This window comes from Asticcacaulis sp. AND118, from assembly GCF_020535245.1.
Lineage (GTDB): Bacteria > Pseudomonadota > Alphaproteobacteria > Caulobacterales > Caulobacteraceae > Asticcacaulis.
In genome coordinates, this window is record NZ_CP084910.1 from 2773932 (window position 1) to 2792260 (window position 18329).

14 protein-coding genes are annotated in these 18329 nt (G+C 52.6%); 8 read left to right on the forward strand and 6 right to left on the reverse strand.

The features are described 5' to 3' along the window. Nucleotides 1-222: 222 nt before the first annotated feature. The 7 genes from LH365_RS13220 to LH365_RS13250 all read left to right on the forward strand — a co-directional run bounded on the left by LH365_RS13220 (nucleotide 223) and on the right by LH365_RS13250 (nucleotide 9252). The gene (locus tag LH365_RS13220) at nucleotides 223-2484 is read left to right on the forward strand and encodes a glycosyltransferase (RefSeq protein ID WP_226744101.1); all 2262 of its coding nucleotides are present in this window, start codon (nucleotides 223-225) and stop codon (nucleotides 2482-2484) included. Between the two features lie 38 nt (nucleotides 2485-2522). Continuing rightward, a complete protein-coding gene (locus tag LH365_RS13225) occupies nucleotides 2523-2843 on the forward strand; it encodes a hypothetical protein (protein ID WP_226744102.1) in 321 nt (106 codons plus the stop codon). Nucleotides 2844-2980: 137 nt separating this feature from the next. After that, nucleotides 2981-3760 carry an ABC transporter permease gene (locus LH365_RS13230; RefSeq protein WP_226744103.1) on the forward strand — a complete coding sequence of 260 codons (780 nt, stop codon included), beginning with the start codon at nucleotides 2981-2983 and terminating at the stop codon, nucleotides 3758-3760. Between the two features lie 15 nt (nucleotides 3761-3775). Next, a complete protein-coding gene (locus tag LH365_RS13235) occupies nucleotides 3776-4546 on the forward strand; it encodes an ABC transporter ATP-binding protein (protein WP_226744104.1) in 771 nt (256 codons plus the stop codon). A 472-nt stretch (nucleotides 4547-5018) separates the two neighbouring features. After that, entirely contained in the window at nucleotides 5019-7370 is a 2352-nt protein-coding gene (locus LH365_RS13240; RefSeq protein WP_226744105.1) for a hypothetical protein, read from the forward strand. A 141-nt stretch (nucleotides 7371-7511) separates the two neighbouring features. Beyond that, nucleotides 7512-8360, forward strand: coding sequence for an alpha-1,2-fucosyltransferase (locus LH365_RS13245; protein ID WP_226744106.1), 849 nt, complete (start codon nucleotides 7512-7514; stop codon nucleotides 8358-8360). Nucleotides 8361-8583: 223 nt separating this feature from the next. After that, a complete protein-coding gene (locus LH365_RS13250) occupies nucleotides 8584-9252 on the forward strand; it encodes a hypothetical protein (RefSeq protein WP_226744107.1) in 669 nt (222 codons plus the stop codon). 82 nt (nucleotides 9253-9334) lie between these two features. On the opposite strand, the gene LH365_RS13255 is transcribed toward LH365_RS13250, so the two are convergent. From LH365_RS13255 to LH365_RS13280, 6 genes are all read right to left on the reverse strand, one after another. Beyond that, the gene (locus tag LH365_RS13255; RefSeq protein WP_226744108.1) at nucleotides 9335-11956 is read right to left on the reverse strand and encodes a DUF6492 family protein; all 2622 of its coding nucleotides are present in this window, start codon (nucleotides 11954-11956) and stop codon (nucleotides 9335-9337) included. A 101-nt stretch (nucleotides 11957-12057) separates the two neighbouring features. Continuing rightward, nucleotides 12058-13077 carry a UDP-glucose 4-epimerase GalE gene (galE, locus tag LH365_RS13260; protein ID WP_226744109.1) on the reverse strand — a complete coding sequence of 340 codons (1020 nt, stop codon included), beginning with the start codon at nucleotides 13075-13077 and terminating at the stop codon, nucleotides 12058-12060. 47 nt (nucleotides 13078-13124) lie between these two features. Next, on the reverse strand, nucleotides 13125-13850 hold the full coding sequence (locus LH365_RS13265) for an FkbM family methyltransferase (RefSeq protein ID WP_226744110.1): 726 nt from the start codon (nucleotides 13848-13850) through the stop codon (nucleotides 13125-13127). A gap of 29 nt (nucleotides 13851-13879) precedes the next feature. Then, nucleotides 13880-15196: a hypothetical protein gene (locus LH365_RS13270; protein ID WP_226745488.1), complete on the reverse strand. Its 1317-nt coding sequence runs from the start codon at nucleotides 15194-15196 to the stop codon at nucleotides 13880-13882. Between the two features lie 71 nt (nucleotides 15197-15267). Next, the gene (locus LH365_RS13275) at nucleotides 15268-16677 is read right to left on the reverse strand and encodes an FkbM family methyltransferase (RefSeq protein ID WP_226744111.1); all 1410 of its coding nucleotides are present in this window, start codon (nucleotides 16675-16677) and stop codon (nucleotides 15268-15270) included. Next, complete coding sequence (locus LH365_RS13280) at nucleotides 16674-17042, reverse strand: hypothetical protein (protein WP_226744112.1); 369 nt, start codon at nucleotides 17040-17042, stop codon at nucleotides 16674-16676. The genes LH365_RS13275 and LH365_RS13280 overlap by 4 nt, the downstream gene beginning before the upstream one ends. Nucleotides 17043-17229: 187 nt before the next feature. Between LH365_RS13280 and LH365_RS13285 the strand changes: the two genes are divergently transcribed. Next, nucleotides 17230-18219, forward strand: coding sequence for a hypothetical protein (locus tag LH365_RS13285; protein WP_226744113.1), 990 nt, complete (start codon nucleotides 17230-17232; stop codon nucleotides 18217-18219). Nucleotides 18220-18329 lie beyond the last annotated feature (110 nt).

An 18329-nucleotide genomic window follows, 5' to 3' on the forward strand; every position in this document is an offset into this window, starting at 1 on the left:
GGAGTCTCTTGTCACCGAACATATCACTTTCACCCCTCTCCGGTCACCAAAACGACCGAATCCGTCGAAACCCGTCTCGTCTTTTGTCACCGCAAACGCAAAAACACCACCCCATTAGTCATGGCCAATTTAGGTTTGACGCCTCTGGCGCCAGCGGGCTAAACAAGGGTCGCTCGATATATTTCACAATATCGAAATATATGCCGAAATCGTGAGAACGACATGCGTGAAGATGATGTATATCCATGTCAATTTCCGGTTTCAGACGATATAGTCCACGAATTCGGTCTCGATAAAATTAATCAGGAAACGCGCTGGCGGCCTCAAATTAATCCTCTCAGGGTTTCCGCTTCGCTTGACATTTCACTTATACTTACATTGCATCGCGAAGCCCGTTATCTGAAGCGGACTCTCGCATCGTTGACCGCTGCCGCTCAGTATGCCCGCCACAAGCATGCTCATCTACGTCTCGAATTGGTGGTGGTGCTCGACAATTCCGACGAACCAACAAGGCGCGTCCTTACATCAGAGCCCTTCGACGTCTTCGAAAGTCACCAGATAATAGCCGTTAGCCATGGCTCCCTAGCCAAGTCTCGAAACTCCGGTACTCAGGCCGCCCGCGGCAAATACGTCATGACTTGTGACGCGGACGACCTGATTTCCTTCAACATGATCGCTGGCCTCTACGCTACGGCTGAAGAGAATGCAGGCGAAGCCGCCGTATTCCCTGAGTTTTTGATGGGATTTGGTGATACGTCTTTCCTGTGTCGTTACTATGATAGTAAATACCTGCCTGCATGGGCTTTTCTTGATCGCCATCCGTATATTTCTCGCCTGCTTCTTCCCGTCGAATATGCACGCTCACATCCCTATCGCGATTCCGATCACAAATCCGGGTTTGCTTATGAGGATTGGTGGTTCAATTGTGAACTGGTCGCTGACGGCGTACAGATCGTCATTGCTCCCGACACGACCCTTTATTACCGGCAACGCCCAGGCACTCTGAGCCGCGACGCCGCGGCCACCGCCGCCCGGGTTATCCACGCGACACGACTCTACGAACCCAGGACATTCGTGGCCGCCGCCGGCCGTTGGGAAGAAATCGTTCAGGGCGCTGAATGGACGCCCCCCCCACCGTCTGATGTTGCACGCGCTTTTTTTGAAAACCCCACAACGGAGTTGGCGGCCCACTACGCCAACCAGATTGATCCGGCGATCCGGTTCGACCGTGAAAAGGCAGGCGCCTGTTTCACCAATCTAGGACCGCCCTCGCCTGCCGGTCTGGCTTATTATAAAGCCTGCCATCTCACACTTCAGCAAGATTACACGGACATCTTCATTTTTCCCAACATGCAGGAGAATGAACACTATTTCGCGGATTTGCTCACGGGGTTATATACGCAGTCCATCGGCAAACGCTTCCTTGTCCTCACAGGTGAAACGCCCAGCCTGCCGGCCAATTTGGAACACCTACCTCCGAACACCGATTTTATCGACCTGTTCTCGACATGCCATGGCGATAAAAACACGATCGATCTCGTCGCTTACCGTCTTGTCGAGGCCGTGGGAATGTCAGCTCGCATCCATGTGGGAAGCTGCGCCTTTACCCACAGGCTTCTCGGAAAGTATAACCGCACCCTCGCAGATCAATTATACTATTATCGTCGCAGCTATACGACCCATATCGCAGACGGCAAGCCATGGGTTTTTGATAGAGATTTTGAGATACTGAGCGAGTTTCTGGACTCGCTCCACCTTATCGTATGCGATCATCAGGCAATTATCGACGCAGATCATAATCGGCTGGCTTTGGCGCCGGAACGATGGGCGTGTCTGCGGCCGGCCTGCCCTTTGCCGGAAAAGAAATGGACGCCGGCAAAACGATCGGCAGAAAAGCCTCTGCGACTGCTCTGGTTCGCGCCCCTTAGTCCGGAAAGCCGCCCGCAGCTCATACAACCAATATTTGAAACATTGCAGACCCTGGGGGTTCGCGTGACCTTTGATATATATGGTAGGCGGCCATGTCGCGAATTCGATGCAGCCCCCTGCGAAATCGATTTGCCACAAACAACGAATGAAGCCTGTCGATACATGGGCGCAAAGCTTACACTGAAGGATGTGGACATCGACGAATATGATGCTTTTGTCTGCGCACCACTCTCTACCCATGCGCCGAAAATCATTTTGGAAGCTATGGCCTGCGGACTGCCCGTTATTGCCTCCGATACTCACGCGCTTTCCGAAATCATCGAGACCGGCAGGTCGGGATGGCTAGTCGCCTCGACGGGAAAAGACGACGCGGACAGCCTGAGTTACGCTCACTGCATTCTGGATCTTGTGAATTGCGGTGAACGACTTCATCAGATCAGCATCACGGCAAGAGAAACCGTTGAGCGCCGCCATAACCCCGATTTATTTGACGAAGTCCTGCGCAGTCTTTTTGCCGGCCCGTCTATTAACCCTTTGAAAAACGCTCGCCAGTGACCCATCCAGCCCCACCCGCCATTCACCCAGACGACCTTATGGCCGCCTATGCTCATGAACGTGCGAGAGCCACAGCCCTTTGCGATCGCCTCAACGTCGTCGAAAGACAGCTCGCCGCAAAGTCTGAGGCTCTGCTTGTACTTCAGACCTCCAGCTCCGATCGATGCAGCCGACTGGAAAATGACGTGTGCATAGCTTACGGCCTCATTCACAAGCCGGAAGACGGCGATCCCGCTTCAAGTGAAGAAGCGCTGCAGCGTATTCAACAGGCCCTGCGTGAATTACAGGCCCTGCAAAACTCCAAGGTTTTAAAAGTAGCGCGGTGGATGAAATCGAAGCTGTCGAGCAGGGCGAAATGAGACGATTTACACGTGTGTTTCTTTTTCATTTGCGTGGTCACGCGCTTGTGCTCCACGGCAAAATTGACTAATAGCTCTTTCGCCTGCTAGGCGGCCGCCGCCGGAAGCAACCGTTTTAGGGGGACGAGGTAAATATTATGAACAAAACAATAAAGGATCTAATTTCGGGAGCGAAATTATATCCTGTTTGGCTTCACCAAGCGTACCATATTTTAAGCACAAAGTACAAACGCACTATATTCGGCACCTTATGGATAGCCGGAAACTTTGTATTTACCTCACTCGCCATTACGCTGGTATTCGGTCTGCTTTTCAAGCAAGATTTGAAGGTGTTTCTGCCTTATGCAATGCTCGGAAACCTGGCCGGAAGCGCATGCCTTTGGGTGTTATCCGAAGCGCCAGAAATATACATAAGCAACAGCAGCATTATTAAAAACCACGCGTACCCATTTACATACTATTCCTTTGAGGCCGTTGCCAGGAATATTATGCTTTTTTTGCATAATCTGATTGTTTTCTACGTGTTCATGCTTTTCAATGGCACGCTTACGGTGCCGGGCTGGACCTTTGTACCTGGCATGATCATTGTCATAGGCTGCATGCTAACCTGGGGTACGGTCATCGGCATGCTGTCCGCCCGATACAGAGACCTTCGCTATCTCATTCCCAACCTCTCTGCGCTCCTGTTCTTCCTGACGCCGCTATATTGGCGCGTCGAAACGCTCGGCCCGGATCACCAATGGGTGGCAGAGGTCAATCCTCTATACCATCTGGTGAGCATTATAAGATCGCCCCTGCTCGGAGTACCCGTCACCCAGCTAAACTGGATGTATTCCCTGGGCATGCTCGCAGTCGGCGCCGTGTTGTGGCTGGCCACATTCACTCCCTTCCGCAGACGAATTCCGTTCTGGATTTAAGAGAATATAATTTCTATGTCTAAGACTGTTATAGATCTTCACGGCGTGGAACTGGCCTACCCTATATACTCGGTACGGGCCCAGTCTCTCCGGAACACGATCGCCAACCTTGCAGTTGGCGGTAAGCTGCTGAAATCCGGGCAAGATGTCATCCACGTCGGCGCGCTGAATGGGCTATCCTTTTCGCTTCAGGACGGCGATCGTCTGGGGTTGATCGGGCATAATGGCGCAGGCAAAACCACGCTTTTGAAAGTCTTGGCCGGCGTCTACGAGCCTGACCGCGGCAAGGTCGAAATCAATGGTCGAATTTCGTCTATGATCGATCCCGGACTTGGGTTGGATCTCGAACTGACCGGCCGTGAAAACCTCATTAATATGGGGCGCATTCGCGGCTACACGACCAAGCAAATCCTCACGAAGATGGCCGACATCGTCGAATTTACGGATTTGGGCCACTTTATAGATCTGCCGGTAAAAACCTACTCCGCCGGTATGTTGACCCGACTGATCTTTGGCGTAGCCACCAGCCACGATCCGGAAATCCTGCTGATGGACGAATGGATTGGTGCCGGGGACAAATACTTCTTTGATAAGGCCACGGCGCGTCTCAACGACATTCTGACGCGCTCACGCGTTATCGTGCTGGCCAGTCATAATTATGCGCTCATTCAAGAACTGTGTAACAAGCTTCTTGTTCTTGACGGTGGCCGTCAAGTCTATTTTGGTGACATCAAGGGCTGGGACGAACACAACAACCGCCCCGTAGAAACAGCGCAGGCCAATTAATCACTTGCAGGACGACAGTTCGCACTATCGACTGTCATCCTGTGATTTTTTGCACCCAGAGACGTCTGGCGCTTTTGCGCGGTTAACGATGCGCATCATAGGCCTATTACTCTCCGGGACCAATTGCAGGGTGGGTATGACAAACCTGGCCCACGTCAAAAAAACGCGCCCGGCACCGGTGACGGCATCAGCATACCACGGCCTTGGTATATTTTCGCCCCGCCTGCGCCCAGGCACTTTGCCGCCTATGCGTGCATATGGGTAATTGTCACTCTTCTTTAGGTCGCCGCTTCATAACTCCCGGAAATTTCCCTTTTCGACGGGCCTGATGCCTATCCTTGCTTGCATTTCTCCAGACAAACCGTCAAATAGATCAGCTAAGGCGAATGATACCGTTATAGAAAAGCAATACCCGTACCTATTTTAAACTGACTATGTTCAGTTAAGTCTAAGGCCTCTAAAGGAGCACCCTGTGAAAAGAGAACACTTCTTTTCCAACCCCAAAGATGTCGTTTTTTATATGGCGCGCATGAATATATACGCGCTCGTTCAGGGTTTTGCTAAGGGTAAACGTGTTTTAGATTGGAATGGCTCCGAAGTCGCCGGCGTTAGCCTGTTGTCCGAGGTAGCGGGTAAATTGACCGTTTGCACCCATTCACACCTGCTCGCCGCTGAGTTGAAGCAAAAATTTGGCCGAAGCAAGGATATTGTCATTGCCCACAGCGATCCGATGGTCGACGACCTTCCCAAAGGCGCCTTCGACCTGATCGTCATAACGGTTCCCCCCAAGGGCCACTTCGTGAAGGCCACCGAACGAGCCAAAACGCTCCTCACGCCGTCGGGTATGCTCGCTATCGCTATAGAAGATGATTTGCTTTTTGAGGATGTCGACGAAACTCAGACGTCCTCCAGGCTCGCATTGAATAATCTTTTCAAAAACTGTGAATATTTAAATGTAAGGGCCAGCCCTTTTACCCTTATATCGTCTACAGAGGATGGAGATTTCGGGAGTAACGAGCCGGGCAAACAGGTTTCTATCTCCATTAATCCGCGTCTGGATTCCCCGCTTGAACCTCTCCAAACCAAATCAGGCATGGTTCAAGCGGCCTTTTGTTCCGATGCACCGTTTGAACCACTTGAGCCTCGCACCCTATCCTTGATGGGTGTAGACATCTACAGCGAGCTTGTTGAAAAACTGGACAAAACGTCCGCAAAGTTTGAAGCCAGTCAAACCGATTTGTTTTTTCTGGAGAAGCGACACGACGCTGCCTTCACCGAACTGCTCGATCTGCGTAGCACCGCTGAGGCCTGTGCCAAGTGGGAGCAGGCCCATCAGAATGAATGCGCCAACCATGATAAATCACGCGATCAGATAGAAGTTTTGAAAGCTGAGGCTGCAGAGAGTCGGGAAAAACTCCAGGAAAGCCAAAGGCAAACCGCTGAGGCGTTCGATCAGGTTTCCAATCTTGAACGTGTATTGGCTGAGCATCGGGCTGAACTGGCTGATAACACTGCCAAGATAGACGCTTTGAAAGCTGAGGCTGCAGAGGGTCGGGAAAAACTCCAGGAAAGCCAAAGACAAGCCGCTGAGGCGTTCGATCAGGTTTCCAATCTTGAACGTGTATTGGCTGAGCATCGGGCTGAACTGGCGGATAACACTGCCAAGATAGATGCTTTCGCAAAGGAAGCCCTGGTGCAGGAAGCCTTGCAAGTCGAACTTGCTAAGCTCGATGCTTCCCTTTCGAGCGCCCACGCACAAATAGAAACCTTTGAAAAGCAAGCCTTAGAGCACAGGGCCCTGCACGCCGAACTTGCCGAGCTTAATGAAAAAGCTTCCGAAGAGATTCAGGACCTGAAATCTGTACAGGACGCACTCCTGCGTGAGAAGAGCTGGATAATCCAGGAACTTGAACAACTCCGGACCACGCACCTCAACGAAATCGCGTCTCGTGACGCTTTGGCTAATGAACTCGTCAGGGCGCGCTCGTCTCTCGAACAAGCCGCTCTTGAAAATGAAACCCTGCGTGGCGAACACGTCGAATTGGAACGGTTGCGCGCTTCGCTAGAGCATGCCGTTGGGGACAACGACCATTTGCTTGCTGAAAATGATGCCCTGACGCGGGAGAGGGTTTGGATCACGCAAGAATTGGAAACAACGCGGGCAGAACTTCATAATACAGAACATAAAGCACGCATGGCGTTGGACACGATTGCGCAGTTGCGCACCACGACGCACGTCACCTCCATATTTGAGCAAAGACCTCAGCGAGGCAATTCGCAGATCGACGCGGCAAAGCTCGAAATCAACAACTTGACAAGTCAGGTCGAAATCGCTCGACGCCATCAGGATCAGCAAACGAAAGAAGCTGAAAAGCAGGCCGTCGTTCTCAGGGCGAAGCTAAAGCGTTCGGAAGCCAATTACAAAAGGCTTGAGGAACTCATCACTTCCCTGCCCGCTGTCGTGCGCAAATCGCTCGGCATGTCACTGCCTCGCAAAGCCGCAAATATCGCGCAGATCAGCAAAATTATCGGTCCGTTTTTTGACAAGGCTTGGTACGCCGAGCAGTATAAAGACGTGCGCCAATCCTCACTGGACCCCCTTACGCACTACATAGTCTACGGAGAGCCTGAAGGGCGTGATCCACATCCGAAATTTTCGACGGAGTGGTATCTCGAAAGCAACCTGGACGTTATGGAAGCTGGCGTGAATGCGTTCGCGCATTTTATTGAGATGGGTCAGTATGAAGGCCGTGATCCGTCGCCTAACCACGCTTTGTCGACATTCGGGGGCGCGTTTCCGCCAGTCGTCGCTTCGGATATCTAGCACCGGGTATCTTGCATTATTCCTCGTGGGGCTGGGCGAGCCTCCGCGAACAGGCTATGAATATAGCTGCAGAGGCAAAGATGAAAGAATCGTGCCCGCTACGACAATCAACTTCAAGGGAATGGGGCAATGGATATCGTAATGGTTCGTCTGCTGGGTGGGCTCGCCAATCAGCTTTTTCAGTACGCACTGGGAAGGACATTGGCCATTCGCACCGGCGCCCTCCTGCGCTTTGATACCCGCGACCTTGATAACGACACCCTGCGGGATTACGCGCTCGATGTGTTGAACGTGCGCGGATGCAAAGCCTCGCTCGCCGAACTTGATTATTTCCGTCCTGAAAATTCGAGCAAGATCACCTTGCTACAGGAAAAGAGCTTTACGTATGATCCGACCATCCGTTTGGCTCAGGCGCCCATTTACCTGTCGGGCTATTGGCAGTCGGAGAAATACTTTTTCGACATGGACTCGGTCTTGCGTCAGGACATTACCCTTGCGACCCCCCTGTCGCAGCTTGGAAATGAATTGGCAAAGCGGATGGAGGCTACAAACTCCGTTTCCGTACATGTCCGCCGTGGCGATTACGTTACAAACAGCCACACCAACACCTACCACGGCGCTGTAGGGGTGGATTATATAAATAAATCCATCCAGCATATCCATACCACACATCCGTCCTCCGTTTTCTTTGTGTTTTCTGACGATATCGAATGGACGAAAGCAAATCTGAAAAGTGAGGCGGAACTGGTTTTTGTGCCCGCCCGCCCAGATGCGTGCGACGCCGAAGACATGATCCTGATGGGAAGATGTAAACATCACATCTTATCGAATTCCTCTTTTAGCTGGTGGGGCGCGTGGTTGAACCCCAGTCGTAGAAAGATTGTAATTGCGCCGTCTCCCTGGTTCAGAAATCCGGAAAACGACACCCGCGACCTCTACGGAGAGCGTTGGCTGAAACTGTCTATTCAGACTGGGGATAAGGTGGCCTGACCGGAATAATCACGCATCTTTACCATTCGCATTAATATACCGGTCGACATAGTTCCGATAGAAATAGTGTGGGGAATAAGCTATTGGCAAACCTCCGATTCATTCGCAGATCGGATTATTGAGACCCGCTATTTCAGGAATACTTTGCACCATGCGGACAGTTAGAATTGTACACCATCTGGCGTCGTCAGGGGGCACATTGGTAAGCCGGTGCCTTGCGTCAATGACGCAGGTTGGCCTTCTTAGCGAGCAACACCCTCTCCGAGCCATGCGTGAGCGCTACGACCCCTACCTTCACGCTTTTTGGCAAGGCTGGGGCTCTGAAAACGAGTTTATCGAGGGATTTCGAGCGCAAACGCAGATATTGCACGATGCCGCGGCGAAACACGATAAGACTCTAGTTATTCGTGACTGGACACACGCTGACTATTTCGGCAGTGAACGACTACGATCGATGACGGCTTCGTCGCTGGAAGGTCACTTCAATCTTATTCGAGCCGCGACCGTACGCCACCCGATCGATACGTGGCTCTCGATGACCGCAAGCCGCTTTCTGGAATTTGATCACGCCGAGTTTTTGCGCCGGTTTCTCGCTTTTGCGGAAATGGCGGTCTCGATGCCTGTCATCCGCTACGAGGATGTCTGCCGTAGCCCGCAAAAAGCCATTGCCGAACTATGTACGGCCCTCGATATCAACTTCGAAGAAGACTTTCTCGACCGCCTCACAAGCGTGATCTGGGTTACAGGCGCCAGCGGGCGAAAAGGTGACCTGCCTGAGCCTCGCCCCCGGCAACCGATCTCCAATGAAGATTATGATAAGCTGGTGAGTAACCCCATGATGGCGGAAATCTGTTCACGGCTTGGCTACTCCGTCGAAGAGGATCCCAACTGATAATGGGCCGGCAGTGAAAGCCACGTCCCTATCATCCCGCCCAACCCGGAGCGGGATGATAGGTCGAATTTCCGCTCGACGCCTACAGATACCAGTGCATGGATAGAGACCGATAACTGTCTCCAAACTCTTGAGCCAAACTGTCAAGGCCCCGCTCCAGCGCTTTGGAACGCGCCATCGCCAGATTGCGGAAGTGCTCACGATGAAGCTTTCCGCCAAAATTTTCCAAAGCCCACTGCGCATAGGTTTCATATTCTGAGAAGCCCGACGCATTATCGTAGTCAACGACATCCAGAATTGCGCGGAACCAGGGCTTATGCCATTTGCGCTCCAAGAAGGACTGCAAATCTCCGAGGATATTGCGGTTAATCAGCGCCTGATGGGATACGCTGCTGGTATAGGTGACAGGTTCGCGCCCCGTGAGACGGCCATAGGTCAGGAAGTAGGGCACATGAAACTCGTCAGAATGCAGAACCAGATCCCGCCCTCCGGCTTGATATACCTGCGGCTTTAACAGGATAGTATCGGCATCCATGACAAGGTAATGGCTGCCGCTGGCCAGTTTCGCAGCTCCGAATTTCAGAAGTTGCTGGAACATCCATCCTGACCGGTCCACATCATCGACCGTATACGAAATGTCGGTCCGGCGCAGGCCAATAACTTCATTCTCAGGCACAAACCGCAGGCCATTGTCACGCGCAAACTCCGGCAGGCGCGAATTTTCATCGCCTACGACGACAAAGCTGGAGACAGGATGACGAAGGAATTTGCGTACGGACTCCACCGACAGTCCCATCGTGTCAACATCGGCTTCACGCGCGACATATACCACATCCAGAGGCAACTCACTTCTCACCTCATCCCCTGTCGTGGTTGAGCCGGCTACAGACTGATAGTAGCCCAAGGTCTGCCATCCCACGATGTTTGACGGCCAACCCGTTTTTGCGGCTGACAGCCCATGCACCGCCCTTGAGACAGCGGTAGGACGCCACTTATTGAGGACAGAGTTTTGACCGAGATGCTCGACGTAAGAGGTCATGGTCGAAAAGTTCCACCAGCCTTCGCTCTGGAACCTTCGCGTCATCTCGGTCTCATCGTCGCGATGTTCGGGGAAAAAGCCGATGCGCTTGAAATCCTCGATGCAGAACATATAGTTCAGCGCACCCATGCGCTTTTTAACAACGAACTGGCCATGTGGCGTATCATAGACGCCCTGCCATTCGTGAAACTCGTCGTCGCTGGAATTGAACCCTGAAAGCGGTCCGATACGATGCGCCGTATGGTTTTGTTTAGCCCAAAGGGCCGTCTCCAGAAGACGCTGTAACCAAAGCGGGTGAAACAGTGCGTCGGAGTCGCTGGACCCCACTACATCAAAGTCATCAACCGCCAGAACCAGCTTCATAGCCTTGTTATAGGCCGCGCCCCAGTTGTTACCCGTCTTCTGCGTGTAGACGCGTACGCAGCGCGTCTCTCCTGCATGGGCGAGTTCCATATATTGCTGGACGCGATCATCTAAGGAGCCGTCATCAACCAGAACGACCGTCAATTCGTAGTCCTGCGAAGCGGCCGTCTGGAAGACGGAGGTCAGGCAGTTTTCGAGATATTCTGGTCGCTCATGGATAAGGATTGCCATGCCAACTTTCAGTTTTTCCTTTTTCCACTTCGAAAGCGCACGACACCCTTCATCGGGAAGCCGATTGAAAATCTCTTCCGTATACGGCGGGATTGGATCCGAAACCTTCACGTTACGGTCGGCAAGAAATATGCGGCTCCTGGTGGTCAGCTCTGCATGCTGCTCCACAGGCGCCGACTCAATCAGCCATTTCCGTCGGGCGTCCAACTGGCGGCGTAAGGCGAAAAAGTCCAGGCGGCGACTCTGCCGGTTGGCATCTTCGAGCATGGATAGCCAGTCGAAAGCGCGGGAAATAAAGTCGTCCTCGGCACCCCGCTCCCAGTGCGAAATCTGTGAATGCAGCCGTAACGCCGTGTCATCCGTAGGCGCTCCGATCCATTGAAGCTGCCGCAATAACACCTTGTCCGCCAGATGCCGCACCTTTTCAGCCCAGACCGTGGTCACGGCTTGTGGATGGCGGCGATATCTCAATAAGACCTGGGGTACGTTCGCGCATCGAAGTAATTTGCTGGCGCGGGTGAATAGCTCGAAATCTTCCGAAGTAGGGTAGCTCTCGTCGTACCGAAGATTAAACTCGTTCAGGCGGCTTTTACGGAAAGCCACTGCCGGGTGTGCCATAGCGCCACAGAACAACATTTGAGACGTAATATCTTCATGTTGAACAGGCAGCTTCCAGAGGTGGCTTCCGTCCCCAAAGGTCCTGACCCACGATCCCAAAATGGACACGTCGGGATTTTCATCGAAATAGTGCAGTTGAGCCTGTATTCGACTGGGATGACACAAATCATCGGAATCCATTCGAAAAACAAAGTCTCCGCGCGCTAAATCAATGCCTACATTATAACTATTTGATAGGCCGCCATTTCGAGAATTATCTATATAGACCAGCCTGCTGTCACGCTGCACCATGGACTTGACATAGTCTTGGGCGCCGTCTGTCGATCCCGTATCGATCAGGAAAATTTCATACTCAGAAAATGTTTGCTGAAGCAGGTTTTCAAGAGTTTGGACAAGAAGCTCTTTTCTGTCCTTGAACGGCATGACGATAGAAGCAACGGGCCTTGTCCGCATTTTCTTTATTCCTTATTATCAAAGGCAAACCAACGGATGCCGCTCATCTAATCCAGTAAAACTGTGGAAATTAATCTTCAGACAGCCATTGCGATCGCAATTCAATCGAAACCAGTCTTGTTCATGGATTGCCAACGCCACGTATCGGCACACATTTCTTCTATAGTGTGCTGTGCTCGCCAATTCAGTTCCTCCGCTGACCGTGTGCAGTCCGCATAGCTGGTGGCGACATCACCCGCACGACGCGGGCCGACGACGAAGGGAACGTCCCTGCCCGAAGCCTTCTCAAACGCCTCACGCATTTCCATGACACTATAGCCTCGTCCGGTCCCCAGATTTAGGGTTAAACAACCAGTGCGTTTGAACAGGGCCTCCAATGCACGCACGTGTCCGCGGGCAAGGTCCACCACATGGATGTAGTCCCGGACGCCCGTACCATCAGGCGTCTCAAAGTCATCACCATGAACGGTCAGTTTCTCACGCCGCCCCACCGCGACCTGAGACACATACGGCATAAGGTTATTAGGGGTGTCGTTAGGGTCCTCACCAATCAGACCGCTTTTATGCGCGCCTACAGGGTTGAAGTAGCGCAAGATAGCCACCGACCACGCCGGATCGGAGGCCATCAGGTCACGCAACATGTCTTCAACCACCAGCTTCGTGCGGCCGTATGGATTGATAGGATTGGTTTGGTGGTCCTCAGTCAACGGCAACGCCTTTGGAAGGCCGTATACAGTCGCCGACGAGCTGAATATTAATCGTTTGTGACCCGTCTCTTGCATGGCCTGTAGAAGGCGAAGACTTCCGGTGACATTATTATCGTAATATTTAAGCGGATGCTGAGCGGATTCTCCGACGGCTTTCAGTCCCGCAAAATGAATAACACCGCCGAAAGCGTTTTTTTTCATCAAGCCGACCAGAAGTTCAGCATCGAGAATATCGGCTTCGATGAACTCGACGGCCTTGCCGGTTATTTGTTCGACACGTTCCAGAGACCGTTTGGACGAATTTGAAAGATTGTCGATGACTGTTACACGATAACCTGCGTTGAGCAGTTCTACACACGTATGAGATCCGATATAACCGGCTCCGCCGGTGACCAAAACAGATGTGTCCGTCACCCCAATAACCCCATCATCACATGATACCGGCGTGCCTACCCCGCTGGTCATGTATTTGCTTCCAAAAGCTTACAACGATCTTGAAACCAAGACAGATCCACAAAAAGAGTTCCCGTCTCTCCTGCATACGGCTCAACATACCCGGCGGAGATCATACGCGCCCTCACGCTTGCCGCGGTGGCGGATATGCGATGATTAGTCGCAAAATCCCCGTCGGGATCATCAGCGCCAACGACAACAACCTTGGGGCGCCAGCGCTCCAATTGAAAACCGTCAAGCACCAAAGACTCCGCGCCCTCCACGCTTATGACCAACAGGTCGAATCCCGTCGGCACCCCCTCTTCAGATAGTGCGGCGTCCAACGTCCGGGTTTCAACAACGATTTCTTCCCCCTTGTGAAACCGTCTTGCCCAACCGACCCTCGCATAGTCCTCAACCTGCTGTTTGATCAAGGTGGACAATGCGCCGCCGACGTAAAGCGCACTCGTCCCGGAGCGGTTCGAAACAGCATATTCCGCTACGGTCACGGCATTCGCTTCATGACGTTGCCGACAGAGTTCGGCAAAGGCCGGAACAGGCTCTATATACCAACCGCGCCATCCGAAATCTGCCAGACAGGCGGTCGCAGAAGCGGTCTCCCCGTCATAGGCACCCACCTCGACAAAAGTAGCGCGGCGGCGCCGGCCAAAAAGGAATGTCCACTTTTCACTTAACCCCGGAATTTTGCCGGCAGGGCCAACTCTCAGAAGCGTGTCGTCCTGATAATCTTGCATTTTATCGCTCTAACGAACCTTCACGCATATTATTTGTACATTTCGCACAACATCTCTTTCGGCACAATCAGGTTCGTCCCGGGCTTCTTCGCCACCACCATTTGCAGGCAATTTGGAAGATCGACGATCCCATGCGCCACGATTTCGAAAATGCTCCCGATCAGGCGGCGGAATTCCGGAGTCGTCCATTCATGGAGAATATCCGTATTCAACGGAGCGCCTTCCAACCTGGACAGATTTCGACTGGCTAATAATTCCAGAGCGGGAACCGTAAAACTTATCGCCTTTAGATTGCTTCTCGCGAAAAAAGCGAGTACGTCTTCCGGCTTTTCAGCATACTCCAACATGTCACAGCATATGATCATGTCGCAGTCGACGATGGTGCGGTCGAAATGCGAACCATCACGCCAAATACGGTCAGGATATGTCTTGCGAAGGTAGGAGAGGTAAGGTTCGATCTCGTAGCCGATAGTATTGTGGTTATCAAACAGACGCATGAGGTTATCACCCGATCCGGCGCCGAAATTAACTATCTTCTGGAAACCGTTGGCGTCACTGAAACGACGCGCATTCGCATAGGTGCTCAGTTGATAAACACGCTGAAGATGCTGCGCCTGTCCGGAAAAAAGGTTTTCCACGTCACGATGAATGACGAAGCCGGCATACTCATGAAGCGTGCCTGCCCACAACCCGTCGCGATGTGCCAGAACACCAAGCAAGGCTTGATCCTGCCTATGGTTGGCACGCGATGAACCTCTAGGCGCTATGGCGCTGCGTACCCTTGCCAGGCGCGCCCATTCCAAACAGAGCCCACGGCCGGCTTCGTGCGCGGGGTCGAAGGCCACGCAAGCCCCGTTGACGTTCTCCTTTCCTTCCGCCCAAGCCTTGTCCAGGCCAAAAAAAGCCAAGGCCGAAGGATGTGTCCAGTCTGCAAGCGTGCCGGACGAACGCGGCGAGTAGAAACCGTTACGAACCACAGCGTCATAAAGGGCGTCCAGTGGACACAGAATAAGATTGCCGGAATCCATCCAAACGACCGGCCCCCTCGCTTCCGTAAAAAGCGAGGCGATAATCGTCGGCTTCCAGGCATACTGCCCCGCCTCGCTGCGAATATCGAACCAGGCCGGATGATGTTCATAATCGAAGCTACGCAGTTCCACGGCCGGCGTCAGGGCCAGGATTTTCGCACGTTGATCGGGCCGCAAGCCAAGGTCATAAGCAATGATCTGAGAGCGCGACTCGTGTTGCAAAGCGCTCGATAAAAACTGCAGCAATGAATCGCCGTGCGTGTGATCGGCCCCCGTGACAAGGGTCATCCGCCGTCGAGTTCCCATACCTTGTTCCATGTTCACGAAATTTTCCAATTTTTACACAGTTGCGATATCAGATAAGAGTATTGGAAAGTTTGGCTTGGCTTCTACTTTAAAGACCAACCCTCCCATACAAATGGATAGTTAAATATATTCCGATGCGTAATACTGAGACGATCATTCATTAAACGTCGCCTTTCTACAGATTTTGCTTCGTACAAATTATACTTAATATAAATTTTGCTTATAACTGGAAGAAAATCCTGGAGCTGATCCAAGACATCATATTCCACCCCTTCGGCATCAATTTTAATTAAATCAAATTTATTGAGCCCAAAATCCGCTACCAGACCATTGATATTTAAAATGCGAACGATTTCTACACGCGTAGATTCAGAAATTGGATAAATGGAGGAACTGTCTTCACTCAAGTGAATTTTATAAGTTCCAAAATTACCCAAGCCATATGGCGCAATATTTACATTCTCACATTCTGAAAATTTTCTTTCCAGCGTCTGCAAAAATTCGCTCGCAGGTTCGATGAGGTATAATCTCGGATGAAAACGGTTGTTAATCCGTTCGGCCCACGCTCCGCGATGCGCGCCAATATCGACCACAACACTCTCTTCATTCAACCCATCGGGGATCAGAAAAGCCGCCTCGCCACCGTCGGCCTCAAACTTGGCAGCCGCCAGTTCTCGCACCTGTAACGCCTCGACTTCATAGTCCAGCATCAGGCCGTCGACTTCGACGCGTCCGCTCACCATCTGCGGACGCGGATTGTCGTCGATGTCACAATGGACAATATAGTCGACAAACGACCTTTGGCAGGTATCAGCCAAACCGGCACGATGAGCCAGCACGCTAAGCAAGGCCTGATCCTGGCGGTGATTGGCGCGCGAAGAACCAATTGGGGCAATGGCGGCTTTGTCTTGCGCCAATTCGCACCATTCCCTGCCAAGCTTTGCGCCCGCCGGATGCCAGGGATCGAAACCGACGCAAGCCCCGTTTACATTGTGCTTGTGTTCGCCCCACGCCTTATTCAGGCCAAAATGGGCAAGCGTTTTTTCGTGAGTCCACGTCGCAACGGTCCCGGCCGACTCCGGCGAACTGAAGCCGTTGCGTACTATCCGTCCATAGAGGCTGTTCAGGGGACGTAAAATCAAATCTCCGGAATCCATCCAAAGGACCGGTCCCCACGCGTCCTTCATCACCTCACCGATAATCGTCGGTTTCCAGGCGTATTGACCGGCCTCGACCCGAATATCGAACCAGTCCGGATATTTGGAGAAATCAAATGTGCGAAGTTCGATCTTACCGCCCAGCGCCAGAACATCCAGCCTCTGTTTCGTGGTGAGGCCCAAGTCATAAGCGATAATACGCGACCGGGATTCATGGCGAAGCGCACTTTTCAAAAACTGCAAGAGAGATCGGCCATGCGTGACGTCGGCACCCGTAACGATGGTCAAGGGCCGCGGACGCACCTTCCCCAGAAAGGCTTCGGATACAAAGCTCATGACAGCCCTCTCAGGAAGGCGTCACCGACTGAGAAAAAGCCCGTCGACGTCGTGGGCGAGAGCCTTAAAGCCAGAACGTTCTCAAAGGTAAGTTCGAACTCAGCCGCGATCCCGCCGGAGACGGATTTGAAATCCAGACCGATCTGCAGATGCCTGTCGTTGTAAAAGCCGTACCCCCACGAACAGGTCAAATGCGGGGCGACAAAAGGACTGTCGGAAACCCCGGAAGGCAGCTTGAACGAAAACTCATACCGTCCCACATGCACAGGCGGGCCAGCGTTTTCCATCAAAAACTGGGGGTTCGGCCCCAGCACTTGCCAGTCACGAAAAGACCCCTCCTGCCCCAGCAGTTTCAGGTCGGTCATAGGGACAAGATTTATGCTCTGTATCGTCCCCATCTGCCTCTCCAGCCCCAGAATGCACGCATCTACTATTATATTGATTGGAGAACAAGCGCGGGGGTAGACTCTCCGCCTGATTGATTGGCATATCAGCTATTGACCGGCGCTCAGCTCTGCGGCAAGCCGTCTGATAGATGCTTCTGGGGACGCAATGTTGACGACCGACACATCTTCTTCGGCCCTTCCGCTGGACAAAATACTCGCGGCGGACTGTCTGCGCCCATTGGTCGGACTGCCCTGGTTCACTCCACCCAAGGCCCAGGTCAGGCACTTTAATCGCGTTTCGGCGGATTACACGGCAATCATTCCGATCTTCAATCAGGAGGCGATTATCGGTCGCTTCCTGAAAGATTTTTTCCTTCACAGCAGGCTACCGCACAATATTGTCGCCATATTTGACTGCTGTGCGGACGAAAGTCGGAAGGCATTCTGGGCCGGTATAGAGACATACGCGACCGCCAAGCTCGGCTCCGTGATCGAGGTGATCACACCGGTGCCCTATTTCGAAACCGCTTGCGACAATCTCGGCTTCTTGCTCGCCGACGCCCCTCGGGTGATCGAATTTCAGCCTGACCTGATTCTGGGCACGCCGGGCTATGACGCCAAAATGATGGGCGTCCTGGATGACCCCCGCGTATTTTCGGCATCCGGCCGGTGCGGCCATTCCCTTTTGAACGTTTACGGCCCCGCTGCCGGCCAAGATCTCGCTGAGTTTCAGGCCGAAGAAGCCGCACTTGAGATTGGCCTGACGGGTCGAAAGATCGAGACTGACGGGTTCGACGTCGATGACGCCAACGATACGGCCTACTTCTGCGAGACCGTAAACCGAGGCCCGCTCGCCTTTCGACTTTCCGATCTGAAAAGACTGAACTATTTCGACCATGCGAACTTCTTTTTGGGCGACGATGATCACGACTTGAACCTCCGTGCCCGTCAGGATTTGGCATTACAGGCCGCATATGTTCCGATGAAGGTGCGCTCAAACCTCTCGGAGGGCAGCACGAGAAAGCCGCGCGACCCACTCAACGCGGATATTTTTGCTAAACTAAATGCGCGGGAAAACGCCTCGCGATTGGCTCAGTTCAAATCATACTATATTCAACCGGCCAAGCCTGAAGCTTTTGAATTCACCTCGTGGTGAGCCGACTTCACACTCACCGATAGCGCTTTTGCGTTAAGAAAATCTCTGATACAGATTTTGCAGTAACTTAGACGTCTAACGACGACCTTATACAAATCTGAAGTGGGGGA

Excerpts from the sequence above, each read along its gene's own strand:
- LH365_RS13230 (WP_226744103.1), top strand. The coding sequence starts at position 2,981 with ATGAACAAAACAATAAAGGATCTAATTTCGGGAGCGAAATTATATCCT.
- LH365_RS13265 (WP_226744110.1), bottom strand. The coding sequence starts at position 13,850 with ATGCAAGATTATCAGGACGACACGCTTCTGAGAGTTGGCCCTGCCGGC.
- LH365_RS13280 (WP_226744112.1), bottom strand. The coding sequence starts at position 17,042 with ATGACCGACCTGAAACTGCTGGGGCAGGAGGGGTCTTTTCGTGACTGG.
- LH365_RS13225 (WP_226744102.1), top strand. The coding sequence starts at position 2,523 with ATGGCCGCCTATGCTCATGAACGTGCGAGAGCCACAGCCCTTTGCGAT.
- LH365_RS13275 (WP_226744111.1), bottom strand. The coding sequence starts at position 16,677 with ATGAGCTTTGTATCCGAAGCCTTTCTGGGGAAGGTGCGTCCGCGGCCC.
- LH365_RS13270 (WP_226745488.1), bottom strand. The coding sequence starts at position 15,196 with ATGGAACAAGGTATGGGAACTCGACGGCGGATGACCCTTGTCACGGGG.
- LH365_RS13220 (WP_226744101.1), top strand. The coding sequence starts at position 223 with ATGCGTGAAGATGATGTATATCCATGTCAATTTCCGGTTTCAGACGAT.
- LH365_RS13250 (WP_226744107.1), top strand. The coding sequence starts at position 8,584 with ATGACGCAGGTTGGCCTTCTTAGCGAGCAACACCCTCTCCGAGCCATG.
- LH365_RS13255 (WP_226744108.1), bottom strand. The coding sequence starts at position 11,956 with ATGCGGACAAGGCCCGTTGCTTCTATCGTCATGCCGTTCAAGGACAGA.
- LH365_RS13235 (WP_226744104.1), top strand. The coding sequence starts at position 3,776 with ATGTCTAAGACTGTTATAGATCTTCACGGCGTGGAACTGGCCTACCCT.
- LH365_RS13285 (WP_226744113.1), top strand. The coding sequence starts at position 17,230 with ATGTTGACGACCGACACATCTTCTTCGGCCCTTCCGCTGGACAAAATA.
- LH365_RS13245 (WP_226744106.1), top strand. The coding sequence starts at position 7,512 with ATGGTTCGTCTGCTGGGTGGGCTCGCCAATCAGCTTTTTCAGTACGCA.